The sequence below is a fragment of the Proteus sp. CA142267 genome (assembly GCF_003336825.1).
Taxonomy (GTDB): Bacteria; Pseudomonadota; Gammaproteobacteria; order Enterobacterales; family Enterobacteriaceae; genus Proteus; species Proteus terrae.
Map to the genome: position 1 here is coordinate 136640 of NZ_QPMG01000005.1, position 20632 is coordinate 157271.

Here is a 20632-nt window from a genome sequence, read left to right on the forward strand (position 1 = left end):
CTTTTTATCCTCTTTATTTTTCAAGAGAATTAATTAGCTTATTACTTCTTTTATTGAGATAATATTCCAACAAATTTAAACCTCGTTTTATATCATTACTATTATGGTCATTCGTCCTAATCAACACTGGTTCTTGCGGTTATTTGATTGGCATGGTTCTGTGCTTTCAAAAATAATCTTTCGTTTATGCCTTAATGTTATCATGTCAATTATCGCTATTTTGATTTATCAATGGTATGAACAATTAGGAATACACTTAACAATTGCTCCTTTTAGTTTGTTAGGTATTGCCATTGCGATATTTCTTGGTTTCAGAAATAATGCAAGCTATAGCCGATTGGTTGAAGCAAGAACCTTATGGGGTAATATGTTAATTACTCATCGCAATATATTAAGAAACATAAAGGCTTTATTACCTGAAGATAAACAATTCAATCGAGATTTTTCTAATTTATTAATTGCTTTTAGTTGGAGCTTAAAACACGAGTTAAGAAAAACTAATCCAATGGTTGATCTCTACCGTTTATTACCTCGGCCTTTGTTTGACGAAATAGTGAATAGCCCTTATCCTACCAATCGTATCTTATTGCATATTGGCTTGAAAATAGGCGAACTGAGAGATAATAAAATTATAAGTGATGTTATCTTTCAATCAATTAATAAAGATATTAATAAATTATCTGATGTTTTAGGCGGCTGTGAGCGTATCTCAAATACCCCTGTTCCCTTTGCTTATACCTTAATATTACAACGTACTGTTTATCTGTTCTGTGCATTATTGCCTTTTGCTTTAGTAGCCGACCTCCACTATATGACACCATTTGTATCAGTATTTATCTCTTATACCTTTTTATCTTGGGACTCATTAGCGGAAGAATTAGAAGATCCATTTGGTGTATCTGCAAATGACTTACCCTTAAATGCCATTTGTAATACGATTGAGAGAAACTTATTAGAAATGCAAGATATTAGCCCATTACCGATAACTGTAAGACCAGATAAACATTATAATTTACTCTGATTAACAGATAAATAATACCTATAGTTATAAGCGCTACGCACTATACCCAAGTACACGCTAATGAGAATAAAGGCACGAGAAATAAAAGCCAGCATCAAATGACGTTTCAAAAATAAAGCTCACTCTTATATCGCTATTAAAGTGAGCTTGTTTTAAATATAAACGTTAACCAGCTATTTCAATTATTAATATTGTTCTTTAATTTGAAAGACTGAAACTTTATCTGTTAAGTTTTGTGCTTTCTCATCTAAAATCATTGTTGAAGTTGCCCCCTGTTCAACTAAAGCTGCATTTTGCTGAACAACAGAATCCATTTGGTTAATGGCGACTGCAATCTGTTCAATACCCACTTTTTGCTCTTCTGATGCGATACTAATGCCCTGCATGATATCGCTAACTTTAGTAATAGAAGAAACGATGTCCTGCATATGCTCGCCCGTTCTATTTACTAATTCTCGACCATGAGCGACGTCAGCAACGGATTCTCTGATGATTTGATTAATTTCACGTGCGGCATCCGCACTTCTTGCTGCTAAATTTCTCACTTCTGTTGCAACAACAGTAAATCCGCGACCTTGTTCACCCGCACGCGCCGCTTCAACCGCTGCGTTTAATGCCAGAATATTAGTTTGACTTGCAATGTTATTAACTACATCATTGATTTCAGCAACTTTTAATGTACCTACCTCGATTTTTTTCATCGAGTTAATGGCATCATTCATGATATTAGAACCATCAATCGCCAAATCACGTGTTTCTGCGGTAATGGAGTTGGCTAAAATCGCATTATCAGTATTATTCACTACCGCAATTTTAATCTCTTCCATACTTGCTGCTGTCTGTTGCAGAGCACTCGCTTGCTCTTCGGTACGAGAAGAGAGATCTTGGTTACCAGAAGCAATTTCCGCTGAGCCTTTTTTGATCTCTAGTGCTTCTTCTTTAACTAGTTGAATAGTCGATGTTAGCGAAGTTTGCATCTCTCCCACATTAGAGAACAAGGTTCCAAACTCATCATTTCGTTTCTTAGGTAGAGTGAAACTTAAATCACCCTCTCCCACTTTCTGCAAAATGGCTGATAGCGTATTCAAGTTAAAGATAAACGTTTTATTTACCCAACGAATAACGATATACAGAAGAACAAGAATGATCCCCAGGGCAATAATGGTTGTATAAATTGACAGCTGCACCATCCAAGCTTGCTGTGCTTTAATATCATCATTCACACCTTTCGTGATCATCAGATATTCATCGAAAAGTTCAGATAGACGAGTAAAGTCGTTAGAGAGATTTGATTCTGTGTAATCTAGCGTATCAATAGGTGCAATAAGTTCATCTAGAAGATAATAGAATAACACTGAGAGCTGCTCTGAATTACGTTGAGCATCAGGGCTTATTTTCTTCACACCTACCCAATGAGTAATAGTCGCTTTTGATTTTGTCGCCAACTCTTTCGCTTCAGCAACAAGTGATTTAATAGTTTCTTGCTTATTTTCATCCGTCATCGTTTTCAACAACATTAGATAATTGACGTGAGAACGAATAGTCGCTAACTCATATCTTGCCTCTTGAACACTATTCAATCTGGTATTCAAGGAATCCAATGACGCAAAGTTTTCTTGCATTCTATAAATAAAAAATGACGACAAAACTGATGATAATAAGAAAATAGTTAATAGTATGATGGAACCTACTTTCGCTGATCTTTCAATACTCATGAAATAATCTTCCCCGATAATAAAATGATACAAATGCATTCATTTATCGGCACGAAATAGATTTTATTTACTTATTAATCAGAATTCTCGATATAAACACTTAATACAGTTCTCAATCAATGATGCCAATCAGTCTTTTACTCTGTTTTCATACCATTAACGAAGATCATATACCGCAATGAAATAATATTTTAGTGTTATTAATTGATCAGTAATTAGAGTTTTGTTTTGATTAAAACTAAAATTTGATAAAAAATTTTAATTTCACAAAAATAGGAACCATCTCTTATAGATTAATAAATCTTAAGTATTTTTACGATCTAGCTCATATATTTTAGATAAATAGTTTCTGAATCCCCTTAAAATAGAGTATATACACTTAGGATATTATTAATGAAAAATTATCGTCATTTTAAACGAAAAAAGAGAGAGATAAACACACAAATTGTTTTTAACCTCGTATAGAAGGATAAATAAAACATTCGAGAAAACAAATCAAACATCATTGCAATTAACATTTTCAAAAAAAACCATCTACTTAGCATCAAGCAACAAATCCTTCTTTATATGAATATATCCCACAATAATTACCGCGTTAGATCAATTCTTACTTTTCATTCTTTTAAATAAAAAAGTTGTTTTTATAATTTTTTATAAAAACACATAATTCATTTTCATCATATACTCCAATTTTTGATTTTATTCAGAGAATTCTTACGTTCTACAATTTTCACAAATACCCATAATCCGCGTAAAATACATTTCCTTACAATATCTAACCCTTTCATACAGTTCATCTTATAAAGATGAAAAATGAAATATAAAATAACATATAACTTATTAAACGAGATTTTACACCCAAATAAAACCCATATAATAAGTATCGCAATTAGTTTGTAATTTCATTAAATTACTTAACGCATTGATATGCCTATCACTTACTAAAACTTAAGTATAGCCTTACAATAATTACTCTCTTGATAGGAACAGCCTATTACAAAATGATATCGTATAGGGCAAACCATTTTTACCCATTAATTTATGTGTAATATAGTTATTCAAAATGAAATGGCTAATTTTAATATGTGATAACTTCTAAATATTAGACCTCATGTTATTGGAATTAATTTATGAACGATCTAGACACAAAAGTAGGCTTTTTTTTTAAGAAGGCTAGAAAAGAGAAGAAATTATCAGGTCGTGAGCTGGCAAAAATAATTTCTGTTAGCCAACAACAAATATCTCGTTATGAAAATGGCAAAAATAGTATGTCGCTTAGTTTAATAAACAAGCTACTTATTATTTTTGATAAGTCATGGGATGATTTGAATCGTGAAGTAATAAGCACCTATAACGAAAAGGTGCCAAATACGCAATTAAAAAAAAGAGACTATGAATTTATTGGTACTACTATTAGCCAGCTAAATTAAAAATAAATATTTAACAAGATTACGTAATATCATTATAAGCAATTAACCATGAAAATAAAATATTTAATTATGTTTTATTTTCATGAGCTATTAGCTTTATGAAGTTAGGGATGTTAACAACCGACAAAACTATTATTTCGTATTAATAGATAATTATTAGGAAAATAGAAAATGCTTAATAAGCGTTTTTATTCGCCATGGATAGCTTTTATTTATTTTTACGCTAATAGCGAGTCAATAAATAAATTACTAAATGTTATTTAAATATTTAGCGATTTATTAAAACGTAGTTATCTAATATAAAACGAAGGAATTGAGAATGAAAAAATCTATCATTGGTGCATCTTTAGCAATGGCATTTGGTCTGATGGCTGGTAATGCATTTGCTGCTGATAATACTGGTACTATTACTTTTAATGGTGAATTAACTGATACAACTTGTAAAGTTGACATCGAAGGCCAAGGCCCTGATGCAACTATTACTCTGCCTACAGTCAGTACTGCAACTTTAACGGCTGCAGGCCAAGTAACTGGTCGTACTAGTTTCAATATGAACCTGTCTGACTGTAAAGTCGGTGCTGCTGGCCATAGCAAAGTATCTGCATTCTTCGAAACTGGTGCAACCGTTGACCAAGCTGCTGGCCGTCTCAAAAACATGGATGTCGCTGCAACTGGTGCAAAACTGGTTCAATTACAACTGTTAGATGGTAGCAATGCATTCGCACCAATCAAAATTGGTAATACTTCTCAAGTAAATGCAACTACTTACGTTCAAATTACTGATGAAAAAGCCACTCTGCCATACGCTGTTGAATACTACGCTATCGGTAAAACCGAGGCTGGTAAAGTAACAAGTAGCGTTGTTTATACTCTTCAGTATAAATAATCGAAATAAACAGGAAGGAGAAATGCTCCTTCCTGTTTGCTTTTTATTAATGGAATAAAGATAAATATGAAAACCACTAAATTAATTAAAAGCTTTTTTTTGAGTTTATTAATTATTATTCCAACATGGGTGAATGCTGCCGTTGTTATTAGTGGCACTCGTGTTATTTATAATGAAAATGAAAAAGAAGTAACGCTTAAAGTTTCTAATGAAGGAACGGTTCCTGTATTAATTCAAAATTGGCTTGATACCGGAGATGTTGATGTAGCTCCTGAGACTATACAAGTTCCATTTGTTTTAACACCACCTGTTTTCCGTATTGAACCGACTAAATCACAGACATTAAGAATTGGTTATACCGGTGGTGTTGCTTTAGCAAAAGATAAAGAAACTATTTATTGGCTTAACGTATTAGAAATACCACCTAATGCAGCAAGTGAAGAAAATAAATTACAAATTGCTTATCGCTCTAGAATAAAACTATTTTATCGTCCAATCGTACTAAAAGATAAAATAGGAGCAATTAATGCTGCTGAAGGCTTAAAGTTTTCAGTTTCAGGTAACACGTTAAAAGTCATCAATAATGCCCCTTATTATGTTTCTTTAGTTTCTATTTCTCTTAATGGAAATGATAAACAGCCTATTGATGGTGAATTAGTCCCACCATTAGGTAGCCATGATTTTTCTATACCAAATGGTGTATCCGCAAATATAGGAAATAAAGTCGTTTATCGATATGTAAACGATTGGGGCGCAATGAAGATAGTTGAATCAAAACTTTAATTCTCCAGTGATTTCATAAAATATACGGGAATACTTAAATGAGCAGTTATATTTTAAAAACTATTATAATATCTGCTGGTGCGACTTTTTTTCTAGTCGCGCCCTATACCTATGCAGAAAATATAACAGTAACAGAAAAGAATAAATGGTTGCCGAATAGTAATCGTGCATTATCAAGTGTAAATACATTACCCGCGCATGTTGCGACACAAAGTTTACCAGCAAGTATTAATGGCAATAATTTGCCTACCACAAATGGTAATAATAATACCGCAACCACATTTAACCCGATTTTTATGAATACGTCACAAAGTGATATTGATATCAGCCGTTTTGACAAGGAAAACTCAATATTACCTGGTACGTGGGACGTTGATGTTTATGTCAATAATCATTTTATTGCTAAACAGAAAATCACTTTTAGAGAAATGACTAACCAAAAAGTTGAACCCTGTCTCACAAAAGACACGATGAGTCTTATCAATATCAAGGATGATAAGCAGTCTCCATTACTAAAAAGTGCAATGGAACTTCATGAATGTATTGAATTAGTCAATATCGTTCCTTCAACAGCTGTTACCTATGATCCTTCAATACAACGCCTTAATGTTGAGGTACCGCAAGCACTTGTTGGCTATAAACCAAGAGGTTATGTTAGCCCTTCACTATGGGATAGAGGGATCAACGCCCTGTTAGTGAATTATAACGCTAACTATTTTACGTCTAGAAATAACGGTACAAACTATGATTCCGCATTTGCGGGTATTGATAGCCATGTAAATTTGGGGACATGGAGTTTTCATCACACTGGTAACTATTCATGGGACGAAAACAATGGCCATGATTACACATCAACCTATAACTATTTAGAGCGTATTATCACCACAATTAGGGGGGTAGTACAAATTGGTGATGTGTTAACAACAGGTCAGTTATTTGACTCTCAACCACTAAGAGGTATCCAGCTTTTTAGTGACGAGAAAATGTTACCGGATTCTCAACGTGGGTTTGCACCAACCATTCGTGGTATTGCGAAAACCAATGCGCGAGTCATCATTCGCCAAGATGGACGTGTTATTCACGAAACTGTGGTTTCACCAGGCCCATTCGAAATTGATGACCTCTATCCTTCTGGTTATGGTGGTAACTTGGATGTCACCATTCAAGAAGCTGATGGTTCACAACAAAACTTCAAAGTTTACTACGCTTCACTAGTGCAATTATTACGCCCAGGGCAACATAACTACACTGTTGCAGCAGGTCATTTAAACTCCAAGTCTGTAGATTATGATCCTACTCTATATCAAGCTACCTACCGCCGTGGTTTAACCAATATTATTACAGGTTATGCAGGTGTTCAGGGTACTGGTGCAGATTACTACGCTGTTCAAGTCGGTTTGGCATTAAGTACACCTTTAGGTGCCTTTTCTGCCGACGTCACACAAGCTCGAGTACATTTAAATAGTACCGCTTCTGCAGTTAATAGCGGGCAGAGCTACCAGATTAGTTACAGTAAATATATTCAAGATACCAACAGTAACTTGACTATTGCGGCATATAAATTTAACTCAGAAAACTTCTACGACTATACCTCTGCGGTACAGGCAATAAATGAAGAAAAACATGGCAGAAGTATTAGCAATATCTGGCGTCCAAAGAGTCGTTTTAACGTCACCATTGATCAGGGGTTAGCTGAAAGTTGGGGTAACTTTTATTTGACCGGTTATACCCAAAATTACTGGAATAATGATACTACCGACTTACAGTACCAATTTGGTTATAACAACAACTGGCGCAGATTATCTTACGGTCTAAACGTAGGTCAAGTCCGTAATGCCGAAGGTAAAAAAGAAACCACTTTTGAGATGAACTTTACCTTACCATTGTATGATCTCAGTATTGACCATATGCCAACCTTAACCGCCGCTGTGACTCGTGATGGTCGAGGCTATGTGGGTGAACGTCTCGGTATTTCTGGCTCTGCGGGTGCGGATAACCGTTACTCTTATGGTGTAACCGCAATGAATACAAATCACGGCATTGGTTCAAGTATGACAATGAGTGGTAATGCGAGAACGAACTTTAGTAGCTTAAGTGCAACTTACGGTATTGGTGAGCACTATCAAAATGCGTCAGTTGGAGCAAGTGGTTCGTTAGTTGGTTGGCCAGGTGGTTTGGCTACATCGCCTTATCAAGGTAATACCTTCACCATTGTTGATGCTGATGGCGCAGAAAGGGCTGCAGTGAGTGGCTATCCAGGTATCGAAGTTAACAGCTTTGGTTATGCTTTAGTGCCTTACTTAACTCCGTATCAATTAAACGATATCACAATTAACCCTAAAAATATGACCACTAGCGTTGAATTACAAAATACTCAAGCCTCTGTCGCTCCGTTTGAAGGTGCAATAACTAAAGTTGTCTTTGAAACTGACAAGGGTATGCCATTGTTGATTACTATCCAAAGAAATAATGGACCGATTCCATTTGGTAGTGTCGCTTACGATGAACAGAACAGTGAAGTGGGTAGCATTGGTCAGGGAGGACTTCTCTACGCCCGCGTTAAAAATCCATCAGGTCGCTTAACTGTTAAGTGGGGACCAGGTGAAATTCAGCAATGTACCATTAACTATAGTGCCTCAGCACAAGATAAAAATAACCAAAGTAGTTTTGTTCAACTTACTAGTGTATGTGGAGAATAAAGTATGAAGCCTATTATTAAAAACTCATTAGCCTTAATGCTTCTACTTTTTCCTGTTTCGGAAGTAATGGCAAAACCTGATGTCAAATGTACAATGGATACCCCTGTATTTACTCGCTCGATGATAGTAACTGGTAATATTTTTGTTGGGCCTGATATGCCAATAGGTTCCGTTGTTTATCAGGGACAAATAGATTATAACAACAAAGCACTAAATTATGGGTGTGCTGGTGATTTTTCAGAAGATCCAAATAGAGTAATCTGGTTTGCGGAAAGACAGGAGTTGAAAATACTAAGCACAGCAGGAACGCCAGTAACACGTCCAGGTATTCCATCTAATGTTTTTCGAACAAATAATCCAGGGCTAGGTATTGTATTTTATGCAAACCGGAATAAAGAAAATACATTACCACTTGGCATTCCTAAGTTATCTTGGGAAGGACAACGAGAACTTAATGGAAATCGGAAAGCAATTCGGTATTATGCTGCACCAATATTACATTATTCAATAATTAAAATTGGTCCAATTCAACCGGGTACTTTTGATCTAACTAACATTGCACGGATGCAACTTGATGTTAATTATCCCGATAAAAATCAAGTTGATGCGCCAGGATTTCCCATTGTAGCTTCATATATAGAGATCTCAGGCTCCATAACTGTGACATCTTCAAGTTGTAAAACCCAAGATTATACGGTGGAGTTGGGTAAACACGAAACATCTACATTACCCAATAAAGGTAGTACAACCAAATGGATAAACTCCGATATTATATTAACCAATTGTCCTGCATTTAGGGGTTATTATTCAGGAGGTAAGGGAAATGTATACACAAGTGAAGTGGGCCAAACATTCCCTGAACGCGATCCAAATGAGATCAAAGTCACCATCAAACCTGTGAATCCAACTATTCCTGAATATCCGGGTACTTTTAAAGTAAATGATGTCCCAGGTGCAGCAAAAGGTGTAGGGATACAGCTTGCATTTGGTGATGTGAGCGAGGATTTTGTTAAATTTAATACGCCAACCACCTTTGCACAACCAATCACTGAAAAAACTGGTACGGTAAGCATTCCATTGCGAGCACGCTATATTCGTGTCGATGACCGCTTATCAGCAGGTTCAGCTAATGGGGCTGCAACCTTTATGATTGAATATTATTAATCCCTTATTCTATTTGCCAACAGCATAAAATCACACCTCTTAGCCTAAATCACTAAGAGGTGTTTTTTATGGTTCATTATTCTATTTTCCGTTATTAACAATAAAAATCATTATTTATCAATCAATAAGACCACCTCTATCTCATTTTTAGAACAATGATATAATAAGTAAAATATATTTCTCAAACTCTGATGATTTACGGAGCCTTACCCTGTATGCAACCCCAATTTGAAAACGCGAAAAACACCGTAAAAACGTTATCAGTGTTTGATTTTGATGGCACGCTAACCTATCACGACAGTTTTATTCCTTTTCTAAAATTCGCCTTTGGCAAACGTAAATTCTCACGCCGTTTAATTAAAATGGTATTACCAACATTACGTTGCTTTAGACGCAAACTCACTCGTGATGAACTAAAAGAAGTGCTTATCAAAACCTTTCTAACCAATATTGATGAACAATGGTTAAAAGAAAAAGCAGAAGAATTTTGCAAGCTATACTGGGCTAAATTGATGCGCCCTACTGGCTTATTCGCTGTTGCAGAAGAAGTGAATAGCAATGCTGAAGTGACGATTTGCTCGGCATCACCTGCAATGGTGTTACAACCTTTTGCCAAGCGTTTAGGCATTAAATTAATAGGAACAACGCTTGAAGTTGTTGATGGAAAGCTGACGGGTAAAATTATTGGTAATAACTGTCGTTGTGGTGAAAAAATAAAACGATTAGAAGCAGTATATGGGGACTTAACACAATACCATTTAAGGGCGTGGGGAGATTCTCGTGGTGATCATGAATTGCTGTTTGCAGCGCAAGATCCTCATTGGCGCCACTTTCATACTGGTCGTCGTAAATCCAAAAACTCACCGATTAAAGTAACCGTAAAAAAAGAGTCTTAGTCGCTTGCTCCTTGTTTATCGATACAAACAAATAGCCCTCGCAAAAGCGAGGGCTAAATAAAGCATTAGATATTTACGCCGTGTTGTGATGCTAACGCACTTAAACCACCCGCAAAACCTTGACCAACTGCTTTGAATTTCCACTCTGCGCCATGGCGATATAACTCACCAAAGATCATTGCAGTTTCTGTTGATGCATCTTCAGAAAGATCAAAACGTGCAATTTCAGTATTATTGTCGTTGTTATAAACGCGCATAAAACTGTTGCTGACCATACCAAAGTTTTGTTTACGGTTTTCTGCATCATAAATAGTGACTGCGAATACCAGTTTTTTCACTTCAGCAGGGACTTTTGATAGGGTGATTTTTACTTGCTCATCATCACCATCGCCTTCCCCAGTACGGTTATCTCCTTGGTGCTCAACGCTTCCGCATTGACTCACTTTGTTATTAAAGAAGATAAAACTTGCATCTGAAAGTACTTTTCCATCTTCACCTACCATGAACACTGACGCATCTAAATCGAACTCTGCGCCATCAGTCACGCGGGCATCCCATCCTAGACCAACCATAGCAACCGACATTGTTGGTGCTTCTTTAGTCAGAGAAACATTACCACCTTTAACAAGGGAAACTGCCATATCAAAGCTCCTACTCTATTGAATAAACTGGCAATCACATCTTATGACTGCCAGCAGTTAGTGTCTTACAAATCGACTATTAAGAGGCATTAATACCATATTGAGCACAAACTGAACCCAAACCACCTGCATAACCCTGACCAACAGCACGGAATTTCCACTCCGCGTTATGGCGATATAGTTCACCAAATAACATTGCTGTTTCTGTTGATGCATCTTCAGTTAAGTCATAACGAGCAACTTCAATTTGGTTGTCATCATTAACTAAACGAATAAATGCACCTGATACTTGACCAAAGCTTTGGCGACGAGCTTGCGCATCATGGATAGTCACAACGAAGATAACCTTATCGACATCATTCGGGATCATGTCTAATTTGATTTTCAGCGCTTCATCATCACCATCGCCTTCACCGGTACGGTTATCACCTGTGTGAACAACTGAGCCATCAGCAGATCTTAAGTTATTATAAAAAATGAAATCGGCATCGCTACGCACTTTTCCATTTGCAGCTAACAGAAATACAGACGCATCTAAGTCAAAATCTTGACCATCTGTAGAACGGGCATCCCAACCAAGTCCGACAAGGACGTTTTTCATCGTTGGGGCTGCTTTGCTCAGAGAGACATTACCACCTTTAGAAAGAGAAACGCTCATTTTATAACCTCTTTAGTTTTGTTTTTAATATTCTGATTTCTCAAGAATATTTATTAATTTGTCTTACCTTCATCATCTTTTTTCTCTGGGAATACAAAACTTGCAATAATACCCAGAGCAAGAACACCTAGCACAACAAATAGGCTAGTTGTCGCGGAGATGCTGTATCCATGTTGCCAGATGTGATCTGTTGCATTTAAACCCAGTTTTGCAGCAATAAAGAACAACAACACAATAACCGCTTTTTCAAGGTAAACCAGATACTGTTTTAACGCTTCTAACACGAAGTAAAGCGTACGTAAGCCTAAGATTGCGAACATCATTGCACTATAAACAATAAGGGGTTCACGGCTTACTGCGATAATAGCGGGAACCGAGTCGAAAGCAAACATCACATCGGAAAGCTCTACAACCGCCACACACAGCATAAGTGGTGTTGCATATAACGCTGCTTTTGTACCACGACCGATAGTAATTTCTTTGTTTTCTGGTTTTGCTAGTTCAGCATCGACTTCTTTTTGTGTTAATACGAAAGCGTGCCCTGTGATTTTTGGCCATATAGGGAAAAATCGTTTAACTAAGCGATAAGCAAGATGTTGTGAATAGTCTTCAATCTCTTCACTATCATCACCGCTTTTCAGCATCATAACCGCCGTCCAAGCAACGATTAAGGCAAATACTATCTCAACATATGGTCCTAAACTTAACAGTCCTGTACCGATGGCAACAAAGATCCCACGGAAAACGATAGCACCGATGATACCCCAATAAAGAACGCGGTGACGGAAGCGGTCAGGTACAGCAAACCAAGAGAAAATCGCCATCATGACAAACAAGTTATCAACGGAAAGCACCTTCTCTAATGCATAACCTGTTACGAATAAGCTCGCAACTTCTGCACCATGGTGAATATAAAGGAATCCTGCAAATGCCATTGCAATGGCAACCCAGAATATAGACCAAAATATGGCATTCTTTAACGTTATCGGCTTATCTGCACGATGCATAAATAAGTCGATAAAAATAGCGCCAATCGCAAGTACAACAAAGACAATGACAGTTTCTGTCGGAAAACCAATATGTGTGGATACCATAATAATTCCTGAACGGTTCCCTATATTAAATTAATTACAAACCAAATTCTGCGGGCTCAAAGCCTAATGCAATGGCAATAGCACGCACCGCTTCTTTTTCATCATTGTCAAAATCACCATCACTCTTCGCAACAGCAATACCGACACGAATAGCTAATTGCGCAGCTTCTGGCTGATCTTTCATTGCCAGAATATACTTCATGGTTTCGCCTTTACCGACTTCAGTATCGAACTCGAAACTCAAGATTAGCTTATTAAAGAATTCGATAACTTCAGTAGTATCAAAAACTTTAAGTTCATCTGATGCTTTTAAAAAACCAAGCATCTTCTGTTTTTCTTCAGAACTCACACCGTCACTGGCAATGGCGATACGCGCACAAACCGCAACAGTACCTTGCATAAATTTTTTATTTTTAAAGCGACCAACTTGCTTGGCTAACTCAGAACGGCCTGTATTAAAACCTTCTTTTAATTTGTTAAAAAAACTCATGTTATTTTTCCTTATATCAATTTGATCACTTAGAGCCCGCTGTCCAGCGAAACCCCCACCCGTACGCATTATCCATATCACGGTGGCCTTTAAAAAACTCATTGAGACGTTCAACTTTTATTGATCCGTTCTCATTAACGAGTCGGGCAATCGCACACATGCCGCGACCATTATTACCATCAGTTAAGCGTGTTTCGATAGGTGGTTGATCTGGCACATGAATAGTGACCACGCCATCCGTCTTGCTCCAATTCGGCACACCTTCATAAATAAACGCGAAAATCAGCACTTGCTTGATATTTTTCCATTCACGTCCATTCACAAAGATCCATTCACCACCAGCAACATCGCCGGTGCGATCATCGCCTTGCAATTCAACATAAGGAATACGATTAAAATCGCCAAATCCGTTTCCTAATGCCTGAATAACAGACTTATGCCCTTGTTGAAGTTCAACGAATGCACCGATATCTAAGTCGATACCTTTATTACCACCGAACAATCCACCTAATAACCCAGAGCCCCCGCTTTTGCTTTCACGATGCCAATCAAGGTTGATTCGAATTTTACCGAAGTCATCTTTCTTCGTGAGGCTGATTGCCGGTTTCTCTTTGGTTAAAGAGACCTTACTTAAGTTCACTGAACTTGGCTCTGGCGCTGGCGTTGGAGCTGGTGCCGGTTTCTGTGCTGGTGCTGGCGCTGGATCTGCAATATCAACACCAAAATGTTCAGCAAGTGGTTTTAAACCGCCGTTAAAGCCTTGAGCAATAAAACGGAACTTCCAACTACCATTACGACGATACAATTCACCTAAAATTAATGCTGCTTCTGGACGGCCGTTAATATCAACATTACCGTTCGCTACAACTTCATTATTAGCATCAACTTGAATCGATAATCGTTGTAAATTTGCAATTGTTTGCTGGCCATCACAAGTTGCCGTAAACGCAATCTTTTCAACATCAGGACGTAAACGCGCTAAATCCACAGTAAAAGATGTGCTGTTTCCTGCTGTCGCATAAATAACGGTGCGATCATCATTGGCTGTCTGCCCATAAAACACCATATCGGAGTCGCCATTCACTTTACCTGATGCATAAAGTCTAAAAGCAGAAACATCAACAGGTGCACCTGATTGAATTCTAACGATTAATGTTTGATTAGGAACTGGTAAGTTCCCACCAGGAGTCATATTCATTTATCGCACCACCGTAGCCACAATATCAGGCATCATGTCGTTGATAACACGGCCTTTACAAGGCGCACCAAACGCAGTGAAATCCCATTGACCATGATTACGTTGCAAAGAAGCAATCACGATACCTGTATGAGAGCCTTGCTCTGTTAAGGTATAACGCACCAGCTCTTTGTTAGTTGTTTTATCAACAACACGGCAGAATGCGTTTTCAACTTCATTAAATGTTTGTCCACGGAAACTGTTTACTGTGAATACCAAGTATTCAACATTTGTTGGTAAACGGTCTAAATCAACGAAAATTGTTTCATCATCGCCATCACCGTCACCTGTTAAGTTATCACCAGAGTGAATAACTGACTGACAACTTGATTTTAATTTTCTAAACCAAATGGTATCGATTTGATTGCCACTTGCGTCAAGCAATACGCAACTTGCATCTAAGTCAATAGAACCACCACCACCAAAAAGACCGCCTAATAATCCTTTTTTCTTAATCGGATCCCAGCCCAAACCAAACATTAAATGGCTCAGTGTAGGTGCTTGTTTACTGAGAGAAACTGTTTGATTCTTGCTTAATGAAACCATAATTAAATTCCTTCAGAGGTAGAGTGAAACAATAACGCCATTTGTGATTAATTCCATATCATGAAAATCATCATATCATGATGAAGTACACGAGCAAGACTATTTTTCTTATTCAAACTTAAAGTTTTGTCAACCTATTGATATTAATGATATTTTTATTGTAATAAAATGTTAAAAACATAAGAAAACCATAATAATAACGCAATCAATCACCCATTTTTAAAATTAACTCAAATAAATCATATTATGATTGACACAGTTCTTCGAAATCTTCATGATTATAGGCATCGAACCCTACACTTTTATTTCACGGTATACAGAGTAATGAATAACACAGTTTGGTTTATGGAAGGTTTATCATCACAACGCGATATAATTCAAAGTGTTAAAGACTTTGCAAAACAGCAGCGCCAAGAGATCGTTGTGTTTGCATCTCATCGTCATACTCGAAATGAGATTTTATCGCTTGCTGATGGGGCTTTTTATGAACCGCTTGAAGAGACATTACGCTTAAAATTTATCGCTAATGTTGTAAAACAGCATCAAGTGAGTGTCATTCACACGGGGCGTAATAGCGCATGGTTTGAATTACACCGCCAAGAAATTGAGTCTTTAGGGGTAAAATTAACAACCGGAGCCACACAACTTGAACAGCTTCAATTAGCTGATAATAAAGTCGCCTTTGCACAAGCAATGGAACAATGTGGACTTCCCGCGGTACCTTCTATTTACATTGAATCGATCGATGAATTAGAAGCGCATATAAAAGAGCCTCCTTTTGGTGAAACTCCTTTATGCATCAAACCTGTAAAAGGGATTTATGGCATGGGTTTTTGGCGTTTTGATAATCAAGTTTCGCCGATGGCACTGTTTAATCACCCAGAAAATCGCCAAGTCAATCCTCAACAATATCTTGATGCATTAAAAGCGGTTGAGCGTTTTGAACCTTTAGTCTTAATGCCTTATTTACCGGGTCCAGAATACTCGGTGGATATGGTGGTTGAGCAAGGTAATGTTATTGCCGCTGTTGCTCGACGCAAAGAGGGTGCAATACAGCATTTGGAAATTTCAGGTGAAGCTTATGAATTAGGTAAAGCGTGCGCAACAGCGATGAAAGCCGATGGGCTTGTGAATGTGCAGACTCGAAATAATCATCAAGGTCGCCCGCTCTTACTTGAAATTAATATGCGCCCTTCTGGTGGTATTGGTTATACCCAACATTGTGGAATTAACCTTGCAGGTATTTTTGCTTTACGCCAATTAGGATTAATGAGTATTGAAGAGGCTCAAGCCCAAAATAACCATTTTACACCAACAAAAATACGCTCAATCACCGATTCTATTGTTTTCAATTCAACGTTAACAAACTTAATCAGTACGGATAATAATTAATAATGAAAAATAGTATGAGTGACTCATCCGTTTATCGTCGCCCTCTTTCTAGTGGCACATTAAGTGTGACGCCAAATTGCCCTATTGAGTTACTTGATGAATTATTTGATATTGCAGAAAGACGCAATCCTAAGCGTGCATTTTTATTTGTCAGTAAAGTATTGGGGCGGCATATCCCTGTTTCACCGAAAAAAATGCGTGAAACCTATCAAAAGCTTGCCTGTCAATTTCCTGACTCACTTGAAGGCCCTGTTCTGTTTATTGGTATGGCAGAAACCGCAGTCGGTTTAGGTGCTGGCGTTTTTGATGAAGTGAGAAATCGCTATCAACAAGCCATTTATTTAACATCAACACGTCATCCTGTTGATCAGGGTGAATTGCTGTGTGAGTTTAAAGAAAATCACAGCCACGCGACCGATCACTTACTCTATTTGCCTAAAACAGCAGAGCAACGCCAGTGGGTACAACAAGCAAAAACTGTTGTATTAATTGATGATGAAGCCACTACAGGCAATACCTTTATTAACCTGCTTTCAGCACTACGTGAAGAAGGTGAATTAACCCATATTGAGCAGGTTATCGCTGTAACCTTAACTGATTGGAGTGGTGATTCTATCTCTGAGCGCTCCCCATTACCGATTAAGACTCTCTCTTTAGTTCAAGGGAAATGGCAATGGGACGCCAATCCAAACGCGCCTTTACCTGTTATGCCTAATGTTAATATTACTGCATCAGGGCAAGTTGCGATCACCGGTAAACAGAGCTGGGGTCGATTAGGGATGACAACGCCGGCAAGTGATCTAGGCTTATTCATCAATGCTTCTTTGGGTGAAAAGATCCTTGTTTTAGGATCGGGAGAATTTGTCTGGGAACCGTTCTTACTCGCTGAACGTCTTGAAAAACAAGGTGCTATCGTAAAATATAGCTCGACAACCCGTTCACCTATTTCAACCAATTTTGCCATTCAATCAGCGATTACATTTACTGATAATTATGGTTTAGGTATTCCTAACTTCGTCTATAACGTGGCTCATCAACAATTTGATCGCATTTTGCTTTGTTGTGAAACACCAGCCGAAAGTATTGACCACCAACTGATTGAAGCCCTCAATAAAGTTGCCCCTATTGTTGAGGTAATCAGTTATGACTAAGCCTGTTATTTTAACTGATCTCGACGACACCTTATTTCAAACACGTCGTAAAATGGTCGATGAGTTAGCGCTAGAACCCTATAAAACCGGTGCGCTCGATAGAAGCTTAGAACCCCGTAGCTTTATGACTCAAGAGCAAGCCATGCTTGTCGATTGGATGTTAGAGCACGCGGATTTAATTCCAGTTACTGCACGCGGAACGGAAGAAATTAGCCGAGTCACCATTGCGTTTCATTCTTGGGCGATTACCACACATGGTGCGGTGATATTAACGCCTGAAGGTAATGCAGATGCACAATGGCAAAACCATATCACTCAAAGCTTAGCACCCTATACACAGCGTTTGCTGACGCTACAACAATCAATTACGCAATTGATGGCGCAACGAAATATTGATGGTTGGGCACGTATTAACTATGAATATGGTGATTTGCCTATTTATTTAGTCATGAAGCATAACGATAGCACTCGCTTGGACGAGCTATACGCCATAGGTGATGAAATAGAAAAAACATTTTCAACCGACGGTTTTTATATTCATCGCAACAGCAACAATATTGCTTGGTTACCAGAGCCTATCGAAAAAGGCAAAGCTGTAACCTATTTGCTCAATAAATTAAAAGCTGAGCGAGGTGTTTTCCCTGTGATTGGACTTGGCGACAGCCTTAGTGATCATCGCTTTATGAAATTATGCAGTTGGTATGGGCTTCCTCGTCAAAGCCAATTTGCAGATGCGATTAACACAAAAATTTTTGGAGAATAAACATGATGGATCATAAGCCATTTTCTGGCTCTTATGTATCAGGAGATGTCGATTTCCTACTTCAACCGGTGAACATCGAAATGACACCCGTTGAGTTAAAAGAAGAGCTGATACAGTCGGGTAAACGTCACTATTCTGACATGCTAAGTCAAGAGCCAGAACCAACAACATGGCATTTAGATCTCTTTGAAAAAGCGCTAGAAACAGGCGCTACTCGCTTAGCAACTGAAGTCATCATGTTGGCTAAATCTCTGATTGAACGCTTTGGTGATACCCCAATAATCCTAACAAGCCTGGTTCGTGCAGGTGTTCCTTTAGGTGTCATGTTGCAACAGACATTGCGTAAAATGGGAAAAATCTCTTATCACTACGGTATTAGTATTATTCGAGATAGAGGTATTGATAGCGAAGCGCTTTCATGGATAGAACAACGCCACGGTACAGAAGGTATTGTTTTTGTTGATGGATGGACAGGAAAAGGCGCTATTACAGGTGAACTTATTCGTTCGTTATCAGGGCGAAAAGGCTATCCTGCTCAACCTCGTCTTGTCGTCCTTGCTGATCCTTGTGGCTGTGCATGGTTAAGTGCCAGCGATGAAGATTGGCTTATCCCCTTTGGGATCATGGGAGCCCCTGTTTCAGGATTAATTTCACGTTCAATTTGGACTGAAAAAGGCTTTCACGGTTTTGTGGATTGCCAACATTTAAAACAGTATGAATGCAGTCGTTACCTTGTTGATACTGTTGGAAAAGTCGTTGATACATTAATTGACAACGATATTCCACTCGCCACATTTAAAGAACAACAATCAGACTTAAAAAAGCTGAGCGAAAACGTCGTTAGTTCACTTGCAAACAAATATGATATTTCAAATATCAATCGTATAAAACCCGGTATTGCTGAAGCCACACGCGCTGTTTTACGCCGTGTACCTGACCATGTTCTTGTAAGAGAAATAACCGATCCTGATGTTGCGTTACTGGTTTATCTTGCGCAGGAAAAAAATATTGCTGTTATTGAAGCGGGGCAAGCGCTTGGTCAATATCGTGCAGTGACTATCATTAAAAAGGTGAAATAATGATTGAACGATTATCCCCGTGGAATTTAGGGGCAACGCTTTATATGCCTGCAACACGAACAGATATCGCAACAACGATTATCAACCAGAAAATTGAAGGGTTACGCTCTTTAATTATCTGTTTAGAAGATGCCGTGAGTGATGCCGATATTCCTGTTGCGTTAGAAAATTTGACTACGTTATTAAATACCTTAGCAGAACACAAAAAAAACAGTGATTGTAGCCATTGGCCACTGCTGTTTATTCGCCCTCGTCACACTGAAATGGGGCAATGGATCACTGAAAACCTTGATGTCAGTGCTATCGATGGTCTTGTTTTGCCTAAATTCACGCAAGCTTCTCTGCCAATTTGGTGGAATATTATTGAAAATACGCATTTATGTATGATGCCAACACTTGAAACAGAAGAAGTGTTTGATGTTATTCAAATGACAGAACTTGCAAACCACCTATTAACTCACCCTTGCCATAATAGAATTATCGCATTACGTATTGGTGGCAATGATTTAATGAATGTTATTTCTCTTAGACGTAATCGCCAATTAACACTTTATGATGGTCCAATGGGTTACGTGATCAAAATGTTGGTTGCTGTCTTTGGTGCTCGTCAGTTCGCCCTTACTGCGCCTGTTTGTGAGCATATTGATGATCACCACATTATGGATAAAGAGCTGGCACTTGATATTGCCAATGGCCTTGTTGGTAAAACGGCAATTCATCCAAAGCAAATTCATAAAATTGAACAAGCGCTCATGGTGTCTCAATCTGATCATTCAGATGCGTTGCGTATTTTAAATTCAACACAAGCCGTCTTTAAATCACAAGGTGCAATGTGTGAACCGGCAACACATCGTCGTTGGGCATTGAGTATTTTAACTCGAGCTAAAATTTATGGCATTATTCCTAACCAACAAAATAATGCTCAACGTTTTAACGCAACATAAAATACTCTATAACGGGCGGTAATCTCTATGAGATAAAATAATT

General features: G+C 37.9%; 19 protein-coding genes. 12 read left to right on the forward strand and 7 right to left on the reverse strand.

Translation table 11 applies throughout. The features are described 5' to 3' along the window. Nucleotides 1-103 precede the first annotated feature (103 nt). Nucleotides 104-1021: a bestrophin family ion channel gene (locus tag C0T34_RS10645; RefSeq protein ID WP_098941948.1), complete on the forward strand. Its 918-nt coding sequence runs from the start codon at nucleotides 104-106 to the stop codon at nucleotides 1019-1021. A gap of 185 nt (nucleotides 1022-1206) precedes the next feature. On the opposite strand, the gene C0T34_RS10650 is transcribed toward C0T34_RS10645, so the two are convergent. Further along, nucleotides 1207-2736 (reverse strand): methyl-accepting chemotaxis protein, encoded by a 1530-nt coding sequence (locus C0T34_RS10650; protein ID WP_075672889.1) that lies wholly within the window; start codon nucleotides 2734-2736, stop codon nucleotides 1207-1209. Nucleotides 2737-3866: 1130 nt separating this feature from the next. Here C0T34_RS10650 and C0T34_RS10655 point away from each other — a divergent pair. The 6 genes from C0T34_RS10655 (at nucleotide 3867) to C0T34_RS10680 (ending at nucleotide 10594) form a co-directional block, all read left to right on the forward strand. Then, a complete protein-coding gene (locus C0T34_RS10655) occupies nucleotides 3867-4166 on the forward strand; it encodes a helix-turn-helix transcriptional regulator (RefSeq protein WP_109850152.1) in 300 nt (99 codons plus the stop codon). Between the two features lie 319 nt (nucleotides 4167-4485). Further along, nucleotides 4486-5052: a fimbrial protein gene (locus C0T34_RS10660; protein WP_109850153.1), complete on the forward strand. Its 567-nt coding sequence runs from the start codon at nucleotides 4486-4488 to the stop codon at nucleotides 5050-5052. A 66-nt stretch (nucleotides 5053-5118) separates the two neighbouring features. Continuing rightward, on the forward strand, nucleotides 5119-5835 hold the full coding sequence (locus C0T34_RS10665; protein ID WP_109850154.1) for a fimbria/pilus periplasmic chaperone: 717 nt from the start codon (nucleotides 5119-5121) through the stop codon (nucleotides 5833-5835). A gap of 38 nt (nucleotides 5836-5873) precedes the next feature. Continuing rightward, nucleotides 5874-8534 (forward strand): fimbria/pilus outer membrane usher protein, encoded by a 2661-nt coding sequence (locus tag C0T34_RS10670; protein WP_109850155.1) that lies wholly within the window; start codon nucleotides 5874-5876, stop codon nucleotides 8532-8534. Nucleotides 8535-8537: 3 nt separating this feature from the next. Next, complete coding sequence (locus C0T34_RS10675) at nucleotides 8538-9698, forward strand: fimbrial protein (RefSeq protein WP_098941944.1); 1161 nt, start codon at nucleotides 8538-8540, stop codon at nucleotides 9696-9698. Between the two features lie 215 nt (nucleotides 9699-9913). Beyond that, on the forward strand, nucleotides 9914-10594 hold the full coding sequence (locus C0T34_RS10680; RefSeq protein WP_098941943.1) for an HAD family hydrolase: 681 nt from the start codon (nucleotides 9914-9916) through the stop codon (nucleotides 10592-10594). 65 nt (nucleotides 10595-10659) lie between these two features. Here the strand turns inward: C0T34_RS10680 and C0T34_RS10685 are convergent, their stop codons facing one another. From C0T34_RS10685 to C0T34_RS10710, 6 genes are all read right to left on the reverse strand, one after another. Further along, entirely contained in the window at nucleotides 10660-11235 is a 576-nt protein-coding gene (locus tag C0T34_RS10685; RefSeq protein WP_098941942.1) for a TerD family protein, read from the reverse strand. Nucleotides 11236-11314: 79 nt separating this feature from the next. Beyond that, nucleotides 11315-11893: a TerD family protein gene (locus tag C0T34_RS10690; RefSeq protein ID WP_072070083.1), complete on the reverse strand. Its 579-nt coding sequence runs from the start codon at nucleotides 11891-11893 to the stop codon at nucleotides 11315-11317. A 53-nt stretch (nucleotides 11894-11946) separates the two neighbouring features. Beyond that, entirely contained in the window at nucleotides 11947-12987 is a 1041-nt protein-coding gene (locus tag C0T34_RS10695; protein ID WP_098941941.1) for a TerC/Alx family metal homeostasis membrane protein, read from the reverse strand. Between the two features lie 34 nt (nucleotides 12988-13021). Further along, a complete protein-coding gene (locus tag C0T34_RS10700) occupies nucleotides 13022-13477 on the reverse strand; it encodes a tellurite resistance TerB family protein (RefSeq protein ID WP_023582792.1) in 456 nt (151 codons plus the stop codon). A 25-nt stretch (nucleotides 13478-13502) separates the two neighbouring features. Further along, the gene (locus C0T34_RS10705; protein ID WP_098941940.1) at nucleotides 13503-14675 is read right to left on the reverse strand and encodes a TerD family protein; all 1173 of its coding nucleotides are present in this window, start codon (nucleotides 14673-14675) and stop codon (nucleotides 13503-13505) included. Next, the gene (locus C0T34_RS10710; protein ID WP_072064329.1) at nucleotides 14676-15260 is read right to left on the reverse strand and encodes a TerD family protein; all 585 of its coding nucleotides are present in this window, start codon (nucleotides 15258-15260) and stop codon (nucleotides 14676-14678) included. 324 nt (nucleotides 15261-15584) lie between these two features. Here C0T34_RS10710 and C0T34_RS10715 point away from each other — a divergent pair, with 324 nt between their 5' ends. The 5 genes from C0T34_RS10715 to C0T34_RS10735 are packed head-to-tail and all read left to right on the forward strand — an operon-like array spanning nucleotide 15585 to nucleotide 20589. After that, nucleotides 15585-16652: an ATP-grasp domain-containing protein gene (locus tag C0T34_RS10715; protein ID WP_109850156.1), complete on the forward strand. Its 1068-nt coding sequence runs from the start codon at nucleotides 15585-15587 to the stop codon at nucleotides 16650-16652. Between the two features lie 14 nt (nucleotides 16653-16666). Further along, nucleotides 16667-17803: a phosphoribosyltransferase domain-containing protein gene (locus C0T34_RS10720; protein WP_192940917.1), complete on the forward strand. Its 1137-nt coding sequence runs from the start codon at nucleotides 16667-16669 to the stop codon at nucleotides 17801-17803. Next, nucleotides 17796-18566, forward strand: coding sequence for a hypothetical protein (locus C0T34_RS10725; protein ID WP_098941937.1), 771 nt, complete (start codon nucleotides 17796-17798; stop codon nucleotides 18564-18566). The genes C0T34_RS10720 and C0T34_RS10725 overlap by 8 nt, the downstream gene beginning before the upstream one ends. Before the next feature lie 2 nt (nucleotides 18567-18568). Next, the gene (locus C0T34_RS10730; RefSeq protein WP_098941936.1) at nucleotides 18569-19645 is read left to right on the forward strand and encodes a cysteine protease StiP family protein; all 1077 of its coding nucleotides are present in this window, start codon (nucleotides 18569-18571) and stop codon (nucleotides 19643-19645) included. Beyond that, nucleotides 19645-20589 carry an HpcH/HpaI aldolase/citrate lyase family protein gene (locus C0T34_RS10735; protein ID WP_109850157.1) on the forward strand — a complete coding sequence of 315 codons (945 nt, stop codon included), beginning with the start codon at nucleotides 19645-19647 and terminating at the stop codon, nucleotides 20587-20589. The genes C0T34_RS10730 and C0T34_RS10735 overlap by 1 nt, the downstream gene beginning before the upstream one ends. Nucleotides 20590-20632: the final 43 nt, after the last annotated feature.